This window comes from Jeongeupia naejangsanensis (genome assembly GCF_016865585.1).
GTDB lineage: Bacteria > Pseudomonadota > Gammaproteobacteria > Burkholderiales > Chitinibacteraceae > Jeongeupia > Jeongeupia naejangsanensis.
In genome coordinates this window covers 176,883-196,552 of the sequence record NZ_JAESND010000003.1, presented here as the reverse complement: position 1 = coordinate 196,552, position 19,670 = coordinate 176,883, and the positions used below count along the sequence as shown (strand labels likewise).

At 64.3% G+C, this 19,670-nt stretch carries 15 protein-coding genes; 5 read left to right on the top strand and 10 right to left on the bottom strand.

What is annotated here, in order from left to right:
* The 9 genes from JMJ54_RS08640 to yihA all read right to left on the bottom strand — a co-directional run bounded on the left by JMJ54_RS08640 (position 1) and on the right by yihA (position 13,368).
* Positions 1-525 (bottom strand): hemerythrin domain-containing protein, encoded by a 525-nt coding sequence (locus tag JMJ54_RS08640; RefSeq protein ID WP_203537829.1) that lies wholly within the window; start codon positions 523-525, stop codon positions 1-3.
* Between the two features lie 83 nt (positions 526-608).
* On the bottom strand, positions 609-1,466 hold the full coding sequence (pdxY, locus tag JMJ54_RS08635; RefSeq protein WP_203537827.1) for a pyridoxal kinase PdxY: 858 nt from the start codon (positions 1,464-1,466) through the stop codon (positions 609-611).
* A 199-nt stretch (positions 1,467-1,665) separates the two neighbouring features.
* Positions 1,666-2,940, bottom strand: a complete 1,275-nt coding sequence (gene tyrS, locus JMJ54_RS08630) for a tyrosine--tRNA ligase (RefSeq protein WP_189459886.1) — start codon at positions 2,938-2,940, stop codon at positions 1,666-1,668.
* 231 nt (positions 2,941-3,171) lie between these two features.
* A complete protein-coding gene (locus tag JMJ54_RS08625; protein WP_203537825.1) occupies positions 3,172-8,763 on the bottom strand; it encodes an Hpt domain-containing protein in 5,592 nt (1,863 codons plus the stop codon).
* 77 nt (positions 8,764-8,840) lie between these two features.
* Positions 8,841-11,009 (bottom strand): methyl-accepting chemotaxis protein, encoded by a 2,169-nt coding sequence (locus JMJ54_RS08620; RefSeq protein WP_203537823.1) that lies wholly within the window; start codon positions 11,007-11,009, stop codon positions 8,841-8,843.
* 35 nt (positions 11,010-11,044) lie between these two features.
* Positions 11,045-11,548 (bottom strand): chemotaxis protein CheW, encoded by a 504-nt coding sequence (locus JMJ54_RS08615; protein ID WP_203537822.1) that lies wholly within the window; start codon positions 11,546-11,548, stop codon positions 11,045-11,047.
* A 12-nt stretch (positions 11,549-11,560) separates the two neighbouring features.
* On the bottom strand, positions 11,561-11,923 hold the full coding sequence (locus JMJ54_RS08610; protein WP_238999988.1) for a response regulator transcription factor: 363 nt from the start codon (positions 11,921-11,923) through the stop codon (positions 11,561-11,563).
* Positions 11,924-11,965: 42 nt separating this feature from the next.
* A complete protein-coding gene (locus tag JMJ54_RS08605) occupies positions 11,966-12,349 on the bottom strand; it encodes a response regulator (protein WP_203537820.1) in 384 nt (127 codons plus the stop codon).
* 368 nt (positions 12,350-12,717) lie between these two features.
* Entirely contained in the window at positions 12,718-13,368 is a 651-nt protein-coding gene (gene yihA / locus JMJ54_RS08600) for a ribosome biogenesis GTP-binding protein YihA/YsxC (RefSeq protein ID WP_203537818.1), read from the bottom strand.
* 101 nt (positions 13,369-13,469) lie between these two features.
* Here yihA and JMJ54_RS08595 point away from each other — a divergent pair, with 101 nt between their 5' ends.
* The 5 genes from JMJ54_RS08595 (at position 13,470) to JMJ54_RS08575 (ending at position 18,651) form a co-directional block, all read left to right on the top strand.
* On the top strand, positions 13,470-14,087 hold the full coding sequence (locus JMJ54_RS08595) for a c-type cytochrome (RefSeq protein WP_203537816.1): 618 nt from the start codon (positions 13,470-13,472) through the stop codon (positions 14,085-14,087).
* Positions 14,088-14,229: 142 nt separating this feature from the next.
* The gene (locus tag JMJ54_RS08590; protein ID WP_238999987.1) at positions 14,230-16,248 is read left to right on the top strand and encodes a cytochrome c biogenesis protein ResB; all 2,019 of its coding nucleotides are present in this window, start codon (positions 14,230-14,232) and stop codon (positions 16,246-16,248) included.
* Positions 16,245-17,363 (top strand): c-type cytochrome biogenesis protein CcsB, encoded by a 1,119-nt coding sequence (gene ccsB, locus JMJ54_RS08585; RefSeq protein ID WP_203537812.1) that lies wholly within the window; start codon positions 16,245-16,247, stop codon positions 17,361-17,363. The genes JMJ54_RS08590 and ccsB overlap by 4 nt, the downstream gene beginning before the upstream one ends.
* A 184-nt stretch (positions 17,364-17,547) precedes the next feature.
* The gene (locus tag JMJ54_RS08580; RefSeq protein WP_203537810.1) at positions 17,548-18,021 is read left to right on the top strand and encodes a hypothetical protein; all 474 of its coding nucleotides are present in this window, start codon (positions 17,548-17,550) and stop codon (positions 18,019-18,021) included.
* 129 nt (positions 18,022-18,150) lie between these two features.
* A complete protein-coding gene (locus tag JMJ54_RS08575; protein WP_203537808.1) occupies positions 18,151-18,651 on the top strand; it encodes a hypothetical protein in 501 nt (166 codons plus the stop codon).
* Here JMJ54_RS08575 and JMJ54_RS08570 read toward each other — a convergent pair.
* Positions 18,629-19,669, bottom strand: coding sequence for a CobW family GTP-binding protein (locus JMJ54_RS08570; protein WP_203537806.1), 1,041 nt, complete (start codon positions 19,667-19,669; stop codon positions 18,629-18,631). The genes JMJ54_RS08575 and JMJ54_RS08570 overlap by 23 nt on opposite strands.
* Position 19,670 lies beyond the last annotated feature (1 nt).

Sequence of the window (19,670 nt, the reverse complement as noted above, 5' to 3'; positions counted from 1 at the left end):
TCAGTCCTTGTGTGTGCGGCGCGCGGCCATGGTCCGGCCGATCCCGGCCATCTCGTCAGCACCGATCAGCCGTGTTGCATGCGGATAGAGTTCGCGCTCCTCGCGCGCCGCGTGGGCCGGGTAGTCCTGGGCAAACGCTTGCACCACACCGGCGTCCAGCGTCGCCGCCAGGCCAACCGCCAGCGCCTGCAAGGCCGGGCGCAAGGTCTGCCATTGCAGTCCGAGCGCATCGTGCTCGGCGGCGATCTCGTCGACACGCGCGCGCAGCGCCGCATCACCGCGTTCGCGCAGCAACGGGAACACGTCGTCGTCCTCATCCTGATGGTGCAAGGGTACGGCGACGTCGAAGTAGCGCAGGATCGCCAAAGCAGCACGTGCCGCTTCGGCATCGGCACCGTGGATCGCAACGTGGCCGGCCAGCTTCGGCAGCAGCCCGGCATAATGCCGGACCCGGTCGTGGCAGGCGATCAGCATCGCGATCGGGGTATCGAAACCGACGGCGTCGGAGGCAAAGGGATTGCGCACGGCATTTAAAGAAGCATTTTCAATACATCAATGATATCCGAACAATGCCGGCATGCAAGCCGGCATTTTCACTCCACGCCTGTTCAGACTGCGATCGCGTCGAAATGGCGCTGTGGTCGGGCGATCTCGTCCTGCGCGGCCACGAGCTGCAGCTCGTACTCGCCGGCGGCATGCGTCGCCGCCATCACCGCGTCGACGGCGGCGAGTGTGTGCTCGAACGCCGTTTTCACATCGTCACCGGACAAGGTGCGCGCGAGAAAAACACCCGAGGTCAGGTCGCCGACGCCGACCGGCTGCCGGTCGAACGGATACAGCGGCCGGCGGCCGAGCCACGCTTCGCTTGCCGATACCACCAGCATCTCGAACTGGTCGACCGGCTTGCCGGCGTAGTCGAGGTGCTTGACCAGCACCAGCTTGGGGCCGCGTGCGATCAGGTCGCGGCAGGCGGCAAGCGCGTCGGCCAGGCTGTCGATGTCGCGGCCGGCGAGCTTCTCGAGTTCGAGATGATTCGGCGCCATGATGTCGGCCACCGCCGGCATGTGCTCGACCAGATACTGCTGGATGCCAGGCTGAACGACGCAGCCCTTCTCCGGATGACCCATCACCGGATCGCACAGGTAGATCGCCTGCGGGTTGGCGGCCCTGACCTTGCGTACCGCCTCGATCACGTAGGCCGCCTGCTCCGGCGCACCGAGGTAGCCCGACAGCACCGCGTCGCAACGCTGCAGCTCGCCGATCGCGGCAATGCCGTCGACCAGCGCGGTAATCTGCGACGACTCAAGCGCCTGCCCGGCCCAACGGCCGTACTGGGTGTGGTTGGAGAACTGCACCGTGTTGACCGGCCAGACCTCGACGCCGAGCCGGCGCATCGGAAACACCGCCGCGCTGTTGCCGGCGTGGCCGTAGACGACGTGGGACTGGATACTCAGGACGTGTTTCATGGGGACTCCTGCAAAGCCCGGCCGTGGAAGCCGGGCCTCGTTCTCGCCAACTCGTGGCAAAACCAGTTCAGTCGGTGAGCGAGCCAAAGCAGTTTGTGTCCGCCCGAAGCGCAGGAACCGGAATGGACACGAGTCCATGAGGATTCCGAGCATCGGACGGGCACGAACTGCGCTGGCGCAGCCGCCGAATGAGCCGGTTTCAGTCCTGCCAGACGATCAGGCTGTAGTTCTTCTTGCCGCGACGCAGCAGCGTATAACGGCCGAACAGACGCTCGCCATCGGCAAAGGCATGCTCGATCGACTCCGCCTTGGCGCCGTTGATCGCGACCGCGCCACTGGTGATGAAGGTGCGCGCTTCGCTCTTGGATTTGGCCAGCTCGCCGGCGACGACGGCGTCGATCAGGCCGGTCTCTTTCGGCAGGCTCACCGTCGGCATGCCGTCGAGCGCCAGCTGTTCGAAGTCGTCCTGCGTCAGCGACGCCAGGCTGTCGCTGAACAGCGATTGCGAAATCCGCTTGGCCGCGACCACCGCGTCGTCGCCGTGCACCAGCGCGGTCGCCGCCTCGGCGAGGATGCGTTGTGCTTCGGGCTTGCCGTCACGCGCCTTGTCGGCCGCTTCGATCGCGGCGATCTCGTCCATGCTCAGGAAGGTGAAGTAGCGCAGGAACTTGTAGACGTCGGCATCGGCGGTGCCAAGCCAGAACTGGTAGAACTTGTACGGCGACGTTTTTTTCGGATCGAGCCACACCGCGCCGCCTTCGGTCTTGCCGAACTTGGTGCCGTCGGACTTGGTCACCAGCGGCAGCGTCAGGCCGAACACCTGCTGCTGGTTGCGGCGGCGGGTCAGGTCGATGCCGGCGGTGATGTTGCCCCACTGGTCCGAGCCGCCGATCTGCAGCCGGCAGCCATGGCGGCTGTTCAGCTCGACGAAGTCGTAGCCCTGCAGCAGGCTGTAGCTGAACTCGGTGAACGAAATGCCGCTCTCGTCGCGGTCGATCCGCTGCTGCACCGATTCCTTCTTGATCATCGCGTTGACCGAGAAGTGCTTGCCGATGTCGCGCAGGAAATCGAGCACGTTCATCTGGCCGAACCAGTCGTGGTTGTTGGCCATGATTGCGGCATTGCTGCCGTCGAAGCTCAGGAACGGTTCGACCTGCTTGCGGATGTTCTCGACCCAGCCGGCGATCACGTCGGGGGTATTGAGCTTGCGCTCGGTCGCCTTGAAGCTCGGGTCACCGATCATGCCGGTCGCGCCGCCGACAAGGGCGATCGGCTTGTGGCCGGCGAGCTGGAAGCGCTTGAGCACCAGCACCGGTACCAGATGGCCGAGGTGCAGGCTGTCGGCGGTCGGGTCGAAGCCGCAATACAGCGTCACCGGGCCCTGTTCGAGCAGCGCGCCCAGCGCGTCGGTATCGGTCACCTGGGCAATCAGCCCGCGTTCTTGCAATTGCTGGATCAAAGCTTGCGTGGACATCGTTTCTTCCTGGCGTGCGGCACGCGCGCTGGCGGGCCGGAAAAGACGCGCGCGCCGGTCACGCCGGCGCGCATTCACCCGCAATGATAAAGGCAGTCGCACCGTCGGTGCGCGGCCTTCGTGCACAAAGCACGCAAAATTGCGGTCATCCGCGCCGATCGGCCCTTCATTGTCCGCCGCAATGACAAAGGGCACGGAAAACCGTGCCCTTTGTGTGGACCGCACCGCGAATCAGATCGTCGCGGTGGCGATCAGCCGGCGGATGTGGCCGAGCAGCTCGTCTTCCTGATACGGCTTGCCGAGGAAGACGTTGACGCCCAGTTCGAACGCGTAGTTCTTGTGCTTGTCGGCGGTACGCGACGTGATCATCACGATCGGCGTGTTGCGCGTACCCTCGTTGTTGCGCACGTTGCGTGTCAGCTCAAAGCCGTCCATGCGCGGCATTTCGACGTCGACCAGCATCACCGCCGGGGTCACGTCCTGCAGCTGCTGCAGCGCATCGACGCCGTCCTTGGCGGTCACGACCTGGAAGCCTTCGCGTGCCAGCAGGCGCGAGGTGATCTTGCGCACGGTGAGCGAATCGTCGACGACCATCACCACCGGCGTGGTTTCGAGCTGGGCCGGCGCCGCTTCGACCCGTACACCGGCCGCCGCGATCTCGCCACGCGCCAGCAGCGCGATCGGGTTCATGATCGGCACGATGTCGCCGTTGCCGAGCACCGTCGCCCCAGCCACACCGGGGATCCGGGCCAGCTGCGGGCCGATCGCCTTGACGACGACTTCCTGGTTCTTGAGCAGCGCGTCGACGTGCAGTGCCATCCGCGTGGCGCCGCTGCGCAACAGCAGCACGGTCGAGAAGCGCTTCTGCTCCGGCACGGTCTCGGCATCACCGACAAGACGCGGGAAGTAGGCGAACGGATAGCTGCCCCCCATCCAGTGCTGCACCCGCGCCGCATACAGCTCGGCCAGCGGCGCCTGCTTCAGTTCCTGCACCTGTTCGATCATCACCGACGGAATCGCGAACTGGCGCTCGCCCGCCTTGACCAGCAGCACCTGCGTCACCGCCAGCGTCAGCGGCAGGTGGATCGTGAACGTCGTCCCCGCTCCCGGCGTGCTGGCGACTTCGATGCTGCCGCCAAGGTTGCCGATCTCGTTCTTGACGACGTCCATGCCGATGCCGCGGCCCGACAGCTGCGTCACGTTGCTGGCTGTCGAGAAGCCCGGTTCGAAAATCAGCTGCGCCAGCGTGGTTTCCGAGACATCACTGCCCGGTACAACCAGACCCAGCGTTTCGCCCTTGCTGCGGATGCGGCCGTAATCGAGCCCCTTGCCGTCGTCCTTCAGCGTCAGCACCAGCTCGTTGCCTTCCTGACGGACTTCGACCAGCACTTCGCCGAACTCGGACTTGCCGGCGGCAACACGGGCGTCGCTGTCCTCAAGGCCGTGGTCGATCGCGTTGCGCAGCATGTGCTCGAACGGCGAAATCATTTTCTCGAGCACGCCGCGGTCGATTTCGACGCGACCGCCCTTGAGTTCGAGGTTGACCTTCTTGCCGACTTCCTTGCCGGTCTGCCGCGTCAGCCGGTACAGCCGGTCCGAGACGCTGGCGAACGGCACCATGCGCACACGCATCAGGCTCTGCTGCAGCTCGCGCGTCATCCGGCCCTGCGCGGTCAGCGCACCGGCCGAGTCGTCCAGGTTCTTCAGCAGACTGTGCTGGATCGTCGCGACGTCGTTGACGCTTTCGGCGATGAAACGGGTGACTTCCTGCAGCCGGGTAAAGCGGTCGAACTCGAGCGGGTCAAAGTTGCCGTGGCTGTCCTCGATTTCGCGCGAACGGGCCTGCATCTGGCTTTCGGCCTGGATTTCCAGCTCGCGCAGCTGGCCGCGCAGCCGGCCGACGTTTTCGGTCAGCTCCAGCAGCGAGCCCTTCAGCGACAGCATCTCGGCCTCGATCCGCGAGCGCGCGATCGCCACTTCACCGGCCTGGTTGACGAGCTGGTCGACGAGTTCCGACTTCACCCGGATCGTCGTCTTCGCATCGGATTCGGCCGCGCCCAGCAGGAACTGCGGTGCAGCGGCAGGTTGCGCCTGTTCCGTCGCCGCTTGCGGCTGACCGCGACCACACAGGGTGTCGTACAGCGAAACGATCAGGTCGTAATCGGCATCGAGCTCGTCAAGCAGCGCGAGACCCGGCGTACCGACGGCGGCCAGCAGCCGGCTCTCCATCCGGTGCGTGGCTTCGCCGAGGCGCATTGCGCCCGACATCCGCGCACTGCCCTTCAGCGTATGCAGCACGCGCTTGATTGCAGCGCTGGATTCCACGTCGTCCGGCGTTTCGCGCACGGCACGCAGGCAGGCCTCGAGCTGCGGCAACAACTCGTCCGCTTCCTCGATGAAGATCGGCAGCAGTTGCGCGTCGATATCGTCGACGACGCCAATATCGAGCTCGTCACGGCGTTCGGTTTGGGTCGCCAGCAGCGACGCGAACGGCGATTCGTCGGCGAGCGCGTCGTCAGCCGGCGACGCCAGGCGGTCGCTGTACAGTTCCTCGGCCAGTTCCGCGTCGATCGTCACGGCCAGATCGGCGTCCAGCTGAACATCGACCGTCGGCTCGCCCGCCAGCGCCACGTCGAACGCGACAAGCTCGTCAGCGTCCGAACCGCCTGCCGGAGCCGATACGACTGGTTCGCGCTCAAGGTGCTCGACCGGGTCCGCCGCAACAGCGTCAACCACCGGTACCGCGTCAACGCCGTCCTCGTTCGGCTGCTCGATGAACTCCGGCGCTTGTTCGGCCTTGCCAACGGCAAGGATATCCGCCGGCAACGATGCGATGCCGTGGTCGAGCAGGCCATCGAGATCAAGGGTGAAGCTATCGTCCTCGTGCAATGCCTGCGGAATGACCTCAGCATCAACCGCCTCGTCCGGCAACGAAAAGACCAGCTCTGCGTCGTCGTCCAGCGACACAACGAGGCCGGCTTCGGCTTCGGCTTCGGCTTCGGCTTCGGCTTCGGCTTCGGCTTCGGCTTCGGCTTCGGCTTCGGCTTCGGCTTCGGCAACAGTGTCCGCCACTTGTTCTGCGCTGGCACCGTCAAGCAGACGCAATTCGATCTGCTCGTCTTCGTCATCCACCGGCGGGACGATCAGCAGGTCCTCGCCGTCGAGCAACGGCAGTTCCCCGAGGTCGCTGTCCTGCGGCTCCGGCACTGCCGGCGCATCGAAGTTGATCGTCAGCAGCTCGTCGTGAAGTGCCGCCAGCGTGGCCAGCGGCGCGGCCGGATCGGCCGGTGCGTTCAATGCGACCACGGCATCCAGCATGCCGCCCAGGAAGTCGACGGCATCGATAACGGCATCGGCGTGGTACGCCAGTTGCAGATCGAGCGTTTGCAGCGCGTTTTCGATGGCGTAGGCAAGCTCGCCCATCGACCGCAGCCCCGCCGTCGACGCTATGCCGCCAAGCGTATGCGCCGCGAGTTCGACATTGGCGCCAGGCACCTCGCCCTGACGCAGCGCGCGCTGACCGCCACGCAAGGTGTCCATGTAGCGCTGCGCTTCGTCGCGGAACAGAGCGAACAGCGCAGCCGAGACCGTGACCTCGCCGATCTGCACTTCGTCGGATTCGCCGGGTTGTGCGACCGCGGCAAGCGCGGCAGCCGGCGCCATGGCGGCCTGCGCCGTACCTTCCCGCAGCGAATCGGCGGTTGCTACCAGTGCCCCGGCATCGACCAGCGCGGCGCCGGTCTCGCCCAGCTCGCGGACCCAGCCGGCAAAGGCGTCATGCGCATCGGCGACAAGCGAGAGCAGCGCCGGCGACGCCGGTACTTCGTCCTGCAGCCATTTGTTCATGACCTGTTCGATGGCCCACGCCACATCGCCAAGCTGTGTCAGCCCGACCATGCGACCGCTGCCCTTCAGGGTATGGAAGCCGCGACGGATTACCGTCATGGCATCGCGATCAGCCGGGAAAGCGCGGCAACGCTCGAGCTGGCCGGCTATCGTGGCCAGCACTTCGACCGCCTCTTCGAGGTAAACGTCGAGCAGCTCGGCGTCGATCGCGTCATCGGTTTGCGGCAGCGACCTGACTTCGGCCGGTTCGGACGCGGGAGCCGGGGCAACGGCGGCCAGCGGCGCCTCGACTTCGAGCACCTCCTCGGACGGCGCCTCGACGAGCGCTTCCTCGCCGCAAAGTCGAGCCAGCGACGTAGCGATCAGACGGTCGGGATCCGGGCGCCCGGCTTCGAGTGCATCGATATAGAAACCGAGGCTTGAAAATGCTTCGGCCAGTTCTTCGAGCGCAAGCTGTTCGGGCACGACTTCGCTGGCGGCATATTCATCGATACGTTGCCGGCACACTTCCAGCAGCCGGACCGCACGATCGCACTCCAGCATCGCCAGCGCCCCCAGCGTCTGCCGCAGGCCCGATTCGAGCTCGACCAGGCTGCTGCCCGTTTCGGGTGCGCGGAAATAGGCATCCAGCACTTCCTCGACGTGGCGCAGATTGCTGCGCATTTCCTGCGCCAGCTGAGCGCGCAGCAACCGCTCTTGCGCTTGCTGGCTGATGGTATCGAGGTGCGGCACGTCGCCATCCAGGCCCGGTTCGGCCAGACGGGCCGCCATGGCGGCGACCTGCTCCGCAAAATCGCTTGCCTGCCGCGGGTAGTTGGCCAGCGCATTGTCGACCAGCAACAGGGCCGTGGCCATTTCCAGCGCGTCGGCCTCGACCACGCCGCTGTCGGCATAGCGACGGCAAGCGCTTTGCATCGCGTCCCACAGCGTCGGCAGTGCGGCGATCTGCAGCGATACGCTCGCAGCTGACAGCCGGGCCAGTTCGGACTGGAGTGCCGGCAGACGTTCGTGCTGCCCGCCCGCGGTGCGCGACCAGATTTCGCGTGCCGTGCCCAGCTCGTCGCGCAGCGCGGCGGCCTGGGCGATCAGGGCTTCGTGCTCCGACGACATGGCGGCGCTACCGTCCGGCAGCAAGGCATCCAGCGCGAACGCCTGCTGCAGGTGTTGACCCAGGGTGCCCGGGGTCTTCGACACCGTCAGCACGTACAGCAGATCCCTGAACAGCCGTTCGGCAACCTTGGTCGAGCCGTCGGCCAGGCGCCGCAGCTGCAGGTTCAGGCGCATCAGCAATTGCTTGGCGTCGACGTCATCGCTGGTGGGCAGTGCTTCGGTCGCCGCAGCGGCACTCCACCAGAACACGCGAGCCAGTCCGCCGGCCTGCGCGGCGGCCAGTTCGGCCAGCGCCCGGCTCATTTGTGCAGCGGCAGAGGCATCGCCGCGAATCCAGCGCAGCAACCCCGATTCGTAGCGGCTGCGCAGCAGTTTGACATGCGCGTCGCGCTCACCCGCATCGACAGGGCGCACAGGCAAACCGGCCGGCAGGCTCAGATCGCCAAGGCGGGGGAAAAACAACTCAACTGCAGCGGCGGGCCGGCCGGCGGCCTGGGCGAGTTCGGCAAAGCGCGGCGCCAGGTGCAATGGCACGTTCGGCGCACCGGCGGCGATGCGCTCAAGGTAGCGCCCCGTATCCTGGACCGCAGTCTGGACCAGCGGCAGCGCCTCAGCTTCGGCGTCACCGGCAGCCACTTTGGCAACAAGCTGTTCGATCTCTTCGCAAAACCGCGCCAGCCCGTCGAGCTCGACCATCTGCAGCGCGCCGGCGCACTGGTGCAAGTGGGTCTGGGCGTGCTTGAGCAACGCCGCGTCGGGCTCGTTGCTGAACTGGTTGAGGACGTCGGCCGCGCGATTCAGCGTCTGGTCGATCTCGCTCTTCACCCAGACCAGCGAGCCGCGGTCAAATTCGGTATGAACGCTCATGGCGGGTTCTCTTCGTCTTGGCCCGGCGAATCGGGCGGAGGCGGGGGCCGACCGGCCCCCGTTTCAGGCAGGATGGGTCAGGACAGCTTGAAGCCGGACACCGAGTCCTTCAGGTCCTGCGCCAGCCCGGAAAGCTGGCCGACAATCTGCGCCGACTGCTGGGTACCGGTCGACGTCTGCTCGGTGATCGACAGGATGTCGCGCATCGACGCGTTCACGCGGGCGGCGAGACCGGTCTGGTCTTCGGTTTCATGCGCGATCGATTCGATCAATCGCGCCAGCTCGCCGGTGACGCGGCGGATTTCCGACAGGGCCGCGCCGGCGGCGTCGGACAGCTTGGCGCCTTCGACCACACCCTGCGTCGAGACTTCCATCGCCGCGACGGCGTCGTGCGTATCGGTCTGAATGGTCTTCACGATCGCACCGATCTGCTTGGTCGCTTCGGCCGAGCGTTCAGCCAGCCGCTGCACTTCCTCGGCCACGACCGAGAAGCCGCGACCGGCTTCGCCGGCAGCTGCGGCCTGGATCGCCGCGTTCAGCGCCAGCACGTTGGTCTGCTCGGTAATGTCCGAGATCAGTTCAACGATTTCGCCAATTTCTTGCGACGATTCGCCCAGACGCTTGATTCGCTTCGCGGTCTCCTGGATCTGCTCGCGAATTTCGTTCATGCCCTTGATCTGGTTCTGCACCGCGTCCGAGCCCTTCTCCGCAGCCAGCAGCGACGCTTGCGCCACGTCGGCCGATTGCGCCGCATTGCCCGACACGCCCTGAATCGAGCGCACCATCTGCTCGACGGTGCCTGTGGTGTCGGCGATTTCGTTCGACTGGCGTTCGGCAGCGGCGAGCAGACCGCTCGATACGTCCTGTGCATCGTCGGTCGCGCGCGTCACCTGATCGGTTGCGCGGTTGATCTCGGTGATCAGCGCCCGCAGTTCTTCAATCGTGTAGTTGACCGAGTCGGCGATCGCGCCGGTCAGGTCTTCGGTCACCGAGGCGCGGACCGTCAGGTCACCGTCGGCGAGGTCGGCCATTTCGTTCAGCAGACGAAGAATCGCCTCCTGGTTCCGCTTGTTCTCGCCTTCCGACGCAACCCGGCGGCGAACGGCCTCCTGGTTGAACACACGGACCAGCAGGTACAGCGACAGCAGTGCGGCACCGATCAGGATCAGTTCGAGCACGGTGATCAGCACCCCGCCCACCTTGTTTTCGTATGCCTCCGCCAGCGCGGTGGTGTCCTTCAGCAGCGATTCCGAATCGCGGACAATCGCCTGGTTGGCCAGACGCGTGTTCACCAGCGGCTGCATGTTCTTCGAGAACGCACTGACGACCACTTCGAAGTCGCGGAACAGCGCACGGATTTCGCCGAGCTTGTCGGCCAGCGCCGAGCTCGATACCGCGCGGATCTGCAACTCGTCGCTACCGTCGTTGAAGCCCTTGACGATGTCGGAGAACGTCGACACGTCCTTGCCCAGCAGGAACACCACTTCCGGGTTGATCAGCTCGCCGGCCAGCATGGCGTTGGCGTTCTTCGCCATCCGCTGGCTGAGCATCGACAACTGGTTGGCGTAGTCGAGCTCGCGCACGTTGCCGCCGGTCTCGCCGAGCATCGAGGTGAACTGCTGGGTCAGCTCGAGCAGCTTGGCATCGCTGTTGTTGATCCCGCTGACGCTCTTGCCGATGGAAATCAGGCTGGGCTTCTGCTTGAGGATGGTGTCGACGCTCGGATGCCCCGGGTTCGGCGCATAGCTGGTGTTCCAGGTGCTGCTGATGCTGTCGAGCAGGTCGCCCTGCCCCACCGCGAGCAGGCCGAAGAACGTGCCGCTGCGCTTGAGCTTGTCGAGGTTGTCGCCGAACTTCTGGTAGGAGTCCTGCAATACCGTGAACGCTTCGGCGTTGCCCTGCACCGCCTGCGTTGACGCCCGGGCAATCCGCTGCGACAGCATTTCCATTTCGGTCGCCGTCGAACGCCGTTCGGCGTTGCGGGTCGAGGACTGGAAAGACAGCAGCGCCACGATGGCAAAGAGCGCCACCGAGCCGATCAGTCCCAGCAGGAAGATCGCCATCTGCTGCCGGCTGGGCAAGTGCCCCACCAACGGCAGCGGTTTGAGAACGCGTGCCTCGTCGACGTCGGGCAGACGCATTTTTTCAAGGATCCACGTCGTTTTAAGCGAATCGTATCCCTTGCCGGCCTGCGCCCCGGTCTTCTTGCCAAACAGGTTTTTCAGGCGATCCAGTTTCAAGGCCATGATGCGCGTCTCTTCCCGTATTCCGATCGTTGTCTTTATTGCCCGGCTTGCAGGAAGCCGGGATCACTGGCCAAAGCGGCCACGTCGAGCGCCAGCCAGCGCTGCCCGGCTGCGTCGCGGTAAGCAGTCGAGGCCCGCGGATGCACCGCGTCCTCCACGCTCAGGTCGGACAAATGCTTCAGGCCGAGCATGCGCTCGACCAGCACTGCCGAATGCAGGATGTGCTTGGGATGCAGCAGCACCAAGCGGGCCAGCGGCGAGGCGATCAACGCCGGTCCGCCGAAAAAGGCCGACAGGTCCGACACGCTGACCAAGTTGCCGCGCATATTGGCCACACCCTTGAACCAGGGCTGCGACAGCGGCAATGGCGACACCGGCGGTACCGGCATCACCTCGGCCACGTCAGCCAGGTCGACCAGCCAGTTTTCCTGGCCGATGCGTATCCCCAGGCGGGCGTTGACCTGAGCGGTCGCCGCGGCGCTCTTGAGCCGGGCCACTACCCCTTCCTGATACTCGCGCAGGCTGATCCGCTTGGCCATGATCGACTCCGCTTACAGCGCCGCGATCTTCGACAGCAGTTCTTGCGGGTCGACCGGCTTCACGACGTACTCGGCGGCCCCCTGACGCTTGCCCCAGACCTTGTCGGTTTCCTGGTTCTTCGACGTACACATGATCACCGGAATGTGGCTGGTTTCGGTATCGCGGGTAATCGTGCGCGTTGCCTGAAAACCGTTCATGCCGGGCATCACCACATCCATCAGGATCAGGTCGGGCATCAGTTCCTTGACGCGGGCGACGGCGTCCTCGCCGGATTCAGCGGTCACGATGGTGAAGCCGTTCTTGGTCAGGAGTTCGCCGAGGAAGTGACGCTCGGTGGGCGAGTCGTCAACGATCAGGATTTTCTTGATGGCCATGGCGGTAGTGTTCGCTTTGTACGGAAGAAGTAAAAGAAAGGCTCAGCGCTGCTGCACGTGCTCGCCGACGGCGGCCAGCAGGCTGTCCTTGGTAAAGGGCTTGGTCAGATACTCGTCGGAGCCGACCATGCGACCGCGCGCACGGTCGAACAGGCCGTCCTTGCTCGACAGCATGATCACCGGCGTGTTTTTGTAACGCGGGTTCTTCTTGATCAGCGAGCAGGTCTGGTAGCCGTCAAGCCGCGGCATCATCACGTCGACGAAAATGAGTTGCGGCTGATGATCGCTGATCTTGGCCAGCGCGTCGAAACCGTCTTCGGCCAGGATGACCTCGCAACCTGCCTGCCCGAGGAAAATTTCGGCGCTGCGGCGGATGGTGTTGCTGTCATCAATCACCATCACCTTGACCCCGGCGAGTTCCGACATGGTGCTCCTCCCTGCGGGCCGACCGTATGCACCGGCGGCGACCCGTTTTTATTCGCTCCGGCGAACAAGACGCACGGATTTTTCGTACGTTCGATCATACCGGCGGAAATTTGCAGGCACCAAGTCCGGCCGGAAAAACCGGAAAAGCCGATGTTTAAATCAGACAACCCTGATTTTCAGGCATGACAGGATCAGGCAGGAGAAATCGCGCGGCAGCAAAAAAGAAACCCCGGCCCAAGGGGAGAATGACCGGGGTATACATACGCCCCGGCACGTAGCCGGGGCACCCGCTCAGGGAGGAAAAGCGGGAGGTGCAGGGGCGCACCTAGCTTCCAAGATAGGAAGGCGCCCCCAAAGCGCAAGGCGAATCAGAGACCGTCCGTCGATCCAATGTCATCGGCATGATCGTCGTCGGCTGCATCGGCCTGTTGCGCTGCGGCAAACCAGGCGCCGACGACCTGTTCGGTCTGCTCGACCCCCTGCTTCTTCAGGCTGGAGAACAGCTGGACGGTCACGCGCGGATCGCCCTTGAACTCGGCTTCGACCGCGCGCAGCGTCTTGATCTTTTCCTGATTGCTCAGCTTGTCCGACTTGGTCAGCAGGCAGTGCACCGGCTTGCCGGTCGGCAGGAACCAGTCGAGCATGCGCCGGTCGCGTTCGGTCAGCGGCCGGCGCGCATCCATGATCAGCACCAGACCGATCAGGTTGTCGCGGTTGACCAGATAGTGGCCGAGCAGCTTTTCCCAGTGGGCCCGGACGTTGGCCGGCACCTCGGCGTAACCGTAGCCCGGCAGGTCGACCAGACGCCGCTCGTTGCCGAAATCGAAGTAATTGATGTGCTGGGTACGCCCCGGGGTCTTGGAGACGAAAGCCAGCCGGGTATGATTGGCCAGCGTGTTGATCGCACTGGACTTGCCCGCATTCGAGCGCCCGGCGAACGCCACTTCAAGGCCTTCCTGAGGCAGTGTGGACAGATCATTGACAGTGGTGAGGAACTGCAAACCGCGGAACAGCGACATAGGTATTTTGTTTGGTAAAAAGTCTTGTTATAGAATAGCAGGATTTGGTTTCAAACCGGCGCCAAGAGCCGGGAACCGCTATCGCTTGAGGGAGCAGAGCTATGCGCAGCGCGCCTGTCGCAGCATTCGTTGCAGCAGCATTGTGGTTGGCCACATCGGCTGCCTACGCAGAACAACCCAAGGTCGATATCGCCGCGGGCAAGCAGAAGGCCGAAACGGTCTGTGCCGCCTGTCACGGTGTCGACGGCAACGCCGTTGCCTCGACCTACCCGCGTCTGGCCGGCCAGCACGAGCAGTATCTGTACAAGCAGTTGACCGAGTTCAAGACCGGCAAGCGCAACAACCCGGTGATGCTCGGCATGACCGCGACGCTGACCGACGCCGACATGCGCAATGTCGCCGCCTACTATGCCAGCCAGCAGCCGAAGGCGCTGGGCGCGTCGGACAAGACCCAGATCGAAGCCGGCAAGAAGATCTACCGTGGCGGCGTTGCCAAGACCGGCCTGCCGGCCTGTATGGCATGCCATGGTCCCGCCGGCTCGGGCATCCCGGTCCAGTATCCGCGCGTAGCCAGCCAGCACGGCGCCTACATCGAGGCCCAGCTGAAAGCCTTCCGCTCGGGTGAGCGCAAAAACAACAGCGTGATGACCGATGTCGCCAAGAAAATGAGCGACGACGAGATCAAGGCCGTCTCCCAGTACATGCAGGCGCTGAACTGAGTGCCCCGCCGGTGAACCTTTACCGGCAATCACTCACCAAGAGGGGCGGCCAACGCCCCTTTTTTGCTTTATGACTACGAAAAAATCTCCTCGCCACCATCCTGCCCCGTTCGGGCGCGCGCTCTTCGAGCTGTTCTCGTCGATGCGTTTTGCGATCAGCCTGCTGACCGTGCTGTCGATTGCCTCGGTGATCGGCACCGTGCTCAAGCAGAACGAGCCCTACGTCAACTACCGCTTCGAGTTCGGCGACTTCTGGTTCCGCATCTTCGAGCCGCTGGGCCTGTTCGACGTTTACCACACCAGTTGGTTCTTGCTGCTGCTGGCCTTCCTGATGCTGTCGACGTCGCTGTGCATCTGGCGCCACGTGCCCGGCATGCTGCGCGACATCCGTGGCTGGCGCGAAAAGGCCAGCCGCAACTCGTTGCGGCTGATGGCACACCACGCAGAAAGCGACGGCCAGCCCGGCCGCGATGCCGTGCTCGCACACCTGACGCAATCGGGCTTCCGCTTCAAGGAACGCGAGCACGACGGCGTCTGGCAAGTCGCGGCCAAGCGCGGTGCGTGGCAGAAACTCGGCTACCTGTTCGCGCATGCGGCCATCGTGGTGATCTGTATCGGTGGCCTGCTTGATGGCAATCTGCCGCTCAAGCTGATGGAACTCGCCGGCTACAAGGCGCCGGAAACGCGCGACATGCCGCAGGGCCAGGTCCCCGAGGTCAGCCGCCTCAGCGCATCCAACCTGTCGTTCCGCGGCAACGTCACCGTCCCCGAGGGCGCCGCAGCCGACGTAGTGTTCCTGAATGCCGGCAACGGGTATTTCGTCCAGGAACTGCCGTTCGCGATCCGGCTCAAGGCCTTCCACGTCGACTACTACACCACCGGCCAGCCGAAGCGCTTCGCCTCGGACATCGACATTCTCGACCGCCAGAGCGGCAAGGTACGCCAGAGCGGCACCGTCGAGGTCAACAAGCCGATGGTCGTCGACGGCGTCGCGATCTATCAGGCCAGCTTCGGTGACGGCGGCTCGCCGCTGAACTTCGCCCGCTGGGATCTGATCGGCGGCAAGCCGGCACCGCTCGACGCCCGCTCGCAGGCCAGCAGCGCGCTGACCATCGCCGGCCAGCCGTACACGCTCGAGACCGGCGACCTGCGCGTCTTCAACATCGAGAACCTGGGCAAGACCGAATCGACGCAATCGGCGGTCACGGTCAACAAGTTCGAGCAGGCGCTGTCGCAGGCGACCAGCGTCAAGGGCGAGCACAACCTGCGCAACCTCGGCCCCTCGGTACAGTTCAAGCTCCGCGATGCGACCGGTCAGGCCGTCGAGTACCTGAACTATCTGGCGCCGCAAACGCTGGACGACCATCTGTATCTGGTCACCGGCATGCGCCGCGAAGTGGCGCAGCCGTTCTCGTTCATCCGCATGCCGCTTGATGCCGAAGGCAGGGTCGATACCTTCATGCGCGTGCGCCACGCGCTGCTCGATCCGCGGCAGTACCCGGCGATCGCCAAGGCCACCGCCGATGCGGCCTTCCGCGACGGTGCATTCTCGGCAACCAACCGGGCACAGTTCGCCGAGGTCACCCAGAGCGTACTGACCCAGTTCGGCACCGGCGGTTTCCCGGCACTGGAGCGTTTCCTCGACGGCAAGGTGCCGGCCGAGCAACGCCAGACGGTCGCGCAGACCTATCTGAAGATTCTTCAGGGGGCTGCAGTCGAAGCGTTTGCACAGGCCCAGCGTCAGGCTGGCCTGGCGCCACTGCCGATGGACGAAACGAACTACCGCTTCCTGATGGACAGCCTCGTCGCGACCAGCAACCTGTTCGACTACGGCCCGGCGGTCTACCTGCAGCCGACCGGCTTCACCCAGGTCCAGGCCAGCGGCTTCCAGCTGACGCGCTCGCCGGGCAAGACCGTGGTCTACATCGGCTCTATCCTGCTGGTGATGGGCATCTTCTGCATGTTCTACATTCGCGAAGAACGGCTGTGGGTCCGGTTCGAAGCAGGCAGAACGCTGATTGCAATGACCAGCAACCGCCGCAACGCCGACCTTGACCACGCCTTTGCTGCGCATAGCGCAGCACTGCTGCCCGACCCCGCGCACAGCGCGCCGCCACTGCCCAAGCCGGACCACACCGGTCCGGACGGAGAATCAGCATGACCACCCTCCCCGTCAAACGCCCCGCCGGCGCCATCGCGTTCGCCGCGCTGGTGCTGGTCGCAGCAATGATCAGCTTCAGCCGCTATCGTGGCGCCATGGATTACTACGAACAGGGCATCCTGTTCGCCAGTGCCGCCGGGCTGATCTGGTTCGGCCGCTTCTGGCCGGTCATGCAGCGCTTTCTGCCGCTGTGCGGCGCGATCGCACTGGCCGCCATCGAGCTGTACGACCGGGATCTCGCCCGTGGCAGCAGCAACTTCTTCCTCAAGTACATGCTCGCCAGCCAGTCGCTGGTGATGTGGATGTGCGTACTGTTCTTCCTGGCCACGCTGATGTACTGGGTCGGTCTGCTGCGCCGTAGTGCCAGCAGCCTGTCGATCGCATCGGGGCTGACCTGGGCCGCGGCGACCGCGGCGCTGAGCTCGATTCTCGTGCGCTGGTACGAGGGCTATCTGATCGGCCCCGACGTCGGCCACATTCCGGTGTCGAACCTGTATGAAGTCTTCGTGCTGTTCTGCCTGATCACTGCGCTGATGTACCTGTACTACGAAGCCCGCTTTGCCGCACGCAGCATGGGTGCGTTCGTGCTGCTGGTGATCAGCGCCGCAGTCGGCTTCATCCTCTGGTACTCGTTCGATCGCGGCGCCCACGAGATCCAGCCGCTGATTCCGGCACTTCAGTCGTGGTGGATGAAGATCCACGTACCGGCAAACTTCGTCGGCTATGGCGCGTTTGCGATTGCCGCGATGCTCGGCGTCGCGCAGTTGCTGGTGTCGCGCGGCATCCTGACCAGCAAGCTGCCGAGCTACGACACGCTGGGCGAAGTCTCCTACAAGGCCATCGCCGTCGGTTTCCTGTTCTTCACCATTGCCACCATCCTCGGTGCAATGTGGGCTGCCGACGCCTGGGGCGGCTACTGGAGCTGGGACCCGAAGGAGACATGGGCGCTGATCGTCTGGCTGAACTACGCCGCCTGGCTGCACGTCCGGCTGGTCAAGGGCTGGCGCGGCAACGTGCTGGCATGGTGGTCGGTCATCGGCCTGCTGGTGACGACGTTTGCCTTCCTCGGCGTCAACATGTTCCTCTCCGGCCTGCATTCCTACGGCGGCCTCTGAGCCAGCCTTCCCCCCACAGGAAAACCCGCGCATCGCGCGGGTTTTTTCTTGTGCTCGATACAACACTGACACGCCACGTTGACACGTTTGTAGTCTGTAAGACTATGCTACGAAAACGCAGCGACAGCACCGGAAGTCACGCAGAGACTTTCTAGCACGACGTCAGCGAGGCCGGGGAGCAAGCATGGAAAACACGATTTATCACAAGACCGCCAAGGCCCAGCAAGAACTGGCAACGCGCACCGATCTGCTCAGTTTCAAGGTACGGCAATTGCTGATCATGATCGATGGCCAGCGCGACGTCACCGCACTCCGTCAACTGGCGCCAGCCACCGATGTCGATGCTGCGCTGGCGCGGTTGCGGGAACTCGGCCTCATTGCCGGACATGCAGCCATACCGTCCGTCGACGTGAAGAAACCGCTCACGAACCTGCCCGACGCCGCCCGGATTGCAAGGGTCCATGCACTGGTACAGGACAGCAGCCGTACCTATCTCGGTGATGGCTGGCTGGCCCGCTTCGATGCCGCCTTTGCCGCTCTTGACGGTACTGCCGCGCTCGAACAGCTGCTCGACGATTGGCAGACCGCATTGCGGCGTTCCGGGCATCGCAGCATCGCCGATCGCGTGCTGCGGGAAATTCGCACCGAGCTGGCTTGATAATTTCAAATTAAGTCAGTTTTATTGCGCGCCGACGCCTAGGCCCTGCGCAGCCTGCGTCACCCGCTCAGCGGGCACCGCGACAACCGCGTAATATATTCGTCAGAATTTCAGCCAGGGACAATCGGCATGCAAGGCGTGGTATATCGCAAGACCCAGCAGGGACTCGCCGAAATGGTCAACCGTTCAAGCGGACTGGCAGCCAAATCACGGCAACTGCTGATCCAGATCGACGGCATCAAGACCACCGACCAGTTGATCACGACCTTGAGCGGACGCGAGTTGCTGCAAGCGCTGCTCGAACTCGAATGGGACGGCATGGTCGAGAAGATCGCCGGCCAGATCGGTCCCGTACCCGCCCCCGCACCGGCGCCAGCCGCCACGGTGCCTAGCCCGGCAACGCTGGGTAGCAAGCAGCTCGCGCAGATCCGCCAGATTGTCTACATCAGCAACAACACCCATTTGCGTGGCGAGCTCGATGAATGGATCGACCGCGTTCTGGGCCAATGCGCCGACCTGGCCGGGCTGAACCAGTGCCTGCAGCATTGGGAATCCCTGATGAACAGCCGCGGTCATGGCGCCGTGGCACAAAGCTATCTGCAGCAGATCAGCGTGATCCTGCGCCGCTGAGCATCGCCGCAGCCAATCGGGCTTCGATTGCGACCCAGTCCGGCGGCACGCCGCCGGCAACAATGAATTCGGCCCGGGAGTCGCGCCGGTAAGCGGAAACGGCTGCGCCGGTCATGCCGTCGACCCAGTCGAGCCGGTACCAGTCCCGCTCGGTATTGAAGACGCCTTTCGCCCGCGTCAGCCCCGGCAAATGCTGCCCGGCAGCCTCGAACAGCTCGGCCAGCAGCGCCGAATCGAACTGCGTTTCCGGCGGAAACACCCAACCGCAACTCTCCGAATCCAGGCTGGTCTGGAGGTTGCGTTCCGGCCAGAACAACGGTGCTGCGCGTGCATTCACGACAGTCCGGCGTGGTGCCAGTGCATGCGCAGCGGTTTTGACGCCACTCGCCGCCGGCCAGCGTTCGGCCAGCAGACTCAGGTCGAGCAGCGCCGGATCGAATGCGCCTTGCCGGGCTTCGACGACATCCAGTTTCGGCGGATAGAGCGCTGCGGCAAAACGATGCGCGTACGCAAGCTGGTCGGCATCGGCAAGGTCGGTCTTGTTCAGCACCAGCACATCGGCGAGTTCGATCTGGTCACGCCAGGTTTCGTGTGTCGTATAACGTGCATCGCCAAGATGGCGCGGATCGATCAGCGTGATCACGGCCCGCGTCTGATAGGCCTTGGACAGGAAGGGATCGCGCAGCAGATCGACGATGCCGGCCGGATGGCCAAGCCCGGACGGCTCGATCAGCAAGCGGTCCGGTCGCCGGCCGCGCGCCAGCTTGGTCAATGTGGTCCGGAGCATCGGGCTCGTCGTACAGCAGATGCAGCCGCCCGGCACCTCGGCCACGTTCAGATCCTCGCCGTTCGACGACAGCGTCGCGCCGTCGATGCCGACCTCGCCGAACTCGTTGACGATGATCGCCCAGTACTCATTCGCCGGCTTGTCTGCCAGCAGGCGCGTCAGTGCGGTTGTCTTGCCGACGCCGAGGAAGCCGGTCACCAGATTGACCGGAATGGCTTGAGTCGTTGTCATT

Coding starts and splice junctions, on each gene's coding strand:
- pdxY (WP_203537827.1), bottom strand. CDS start 1,466: ATGAAACACGTCCTGAGTATCCAGTCCCACGTCGTCTACGGCCACGCC.
- tyrS (WP_189459886.1), bottom strand. CDS start 2,940: ATGTCCACGCAAGCTTTGATCCAGCAATTGCAAGAACGCGGGCTGATT.
- JMJ54_RS08625 (WP_203537825.1), bottom strand. CDS start 8,763: ATGAGCGTTCATACCGAATTTGACCGCGGCTCGCTGGTCTGGGTGAAG.
- JMJ54_RS08620 (WP_203537823.1), bottom strand. CDS start 11,009: ATGGCCTTGAAACTGGATCGCCTGAAAAACCTGTTTGGCAAGAAGACC.
- JMJ54_RS08615 (WP_203537822.1), bottom strand. CDS start 11,548: ATGGCCAAGCGGATCAGCCTGCGCGAGTATCAGGAAGGGGTAGTGGCC.
- JMJ54_RS08610 (WP_238999988.1), bottom strand. CDS start 11,923: ATGGCCATCAAGAAAATCCTGATCGTTGACGACTCGCCCACCGAGCGT.
- JMJ54_RS08605 (WP_203537820.1), bottom strand. CDS start 12,349: ATGTCGGAACTCGCCGGGGTCAAGGTGATGGTGATTGATGACAGCAAC.
- yihA (WP_203537818.1), bottom strand. CDS start 13,368: ATGTCGCTGTTCCGCGGTTTGCAGTTCCTCACCACTGTCAATGATCTG.
- JMJ54_RS08595 (WP_203537816.1), top strand. CDS start 13,470: ATGCGCAGCGCGCCTGTCGCAGCATTCGTTGCAGCAGCATTGTGGTTG.
- JMJ54_RS08590 (WP_238999987.1), top strand. CDS start 14,230: ATGCGTTTTGCGATCAGCCTGCTGACCGTGCTGTCGATTGCCTCGGTG.
- ccsB (WP_203537812.1), top strand. CDS start 16,245: ATGACCACCCTCCCCGTCAAACGCCCCGCCGGCGCCATCGCGTTCGCC.
- JMJ54_RS08580 (WP_203537810.1), top strand. CDS start 17,548: ATGGAAAACACGATTTATCACAAGACCGCCAAGGCCCAGCAAGAACTG.
- JMJ54_RS08575 (WP_203537808.1), top strand. CDS start 18,151: ATGCAAGGCGTGGTATATCGCAAGACCCAGCAGGGACTCGCCGAAATG.
- JMJ54_RS08570 (WP_203537806.1), bottom strand. CDS start 19,669: ATGACAACGACTCAAGCCATTCCGGTCAATCTGGTGACCGGCTTCCTC.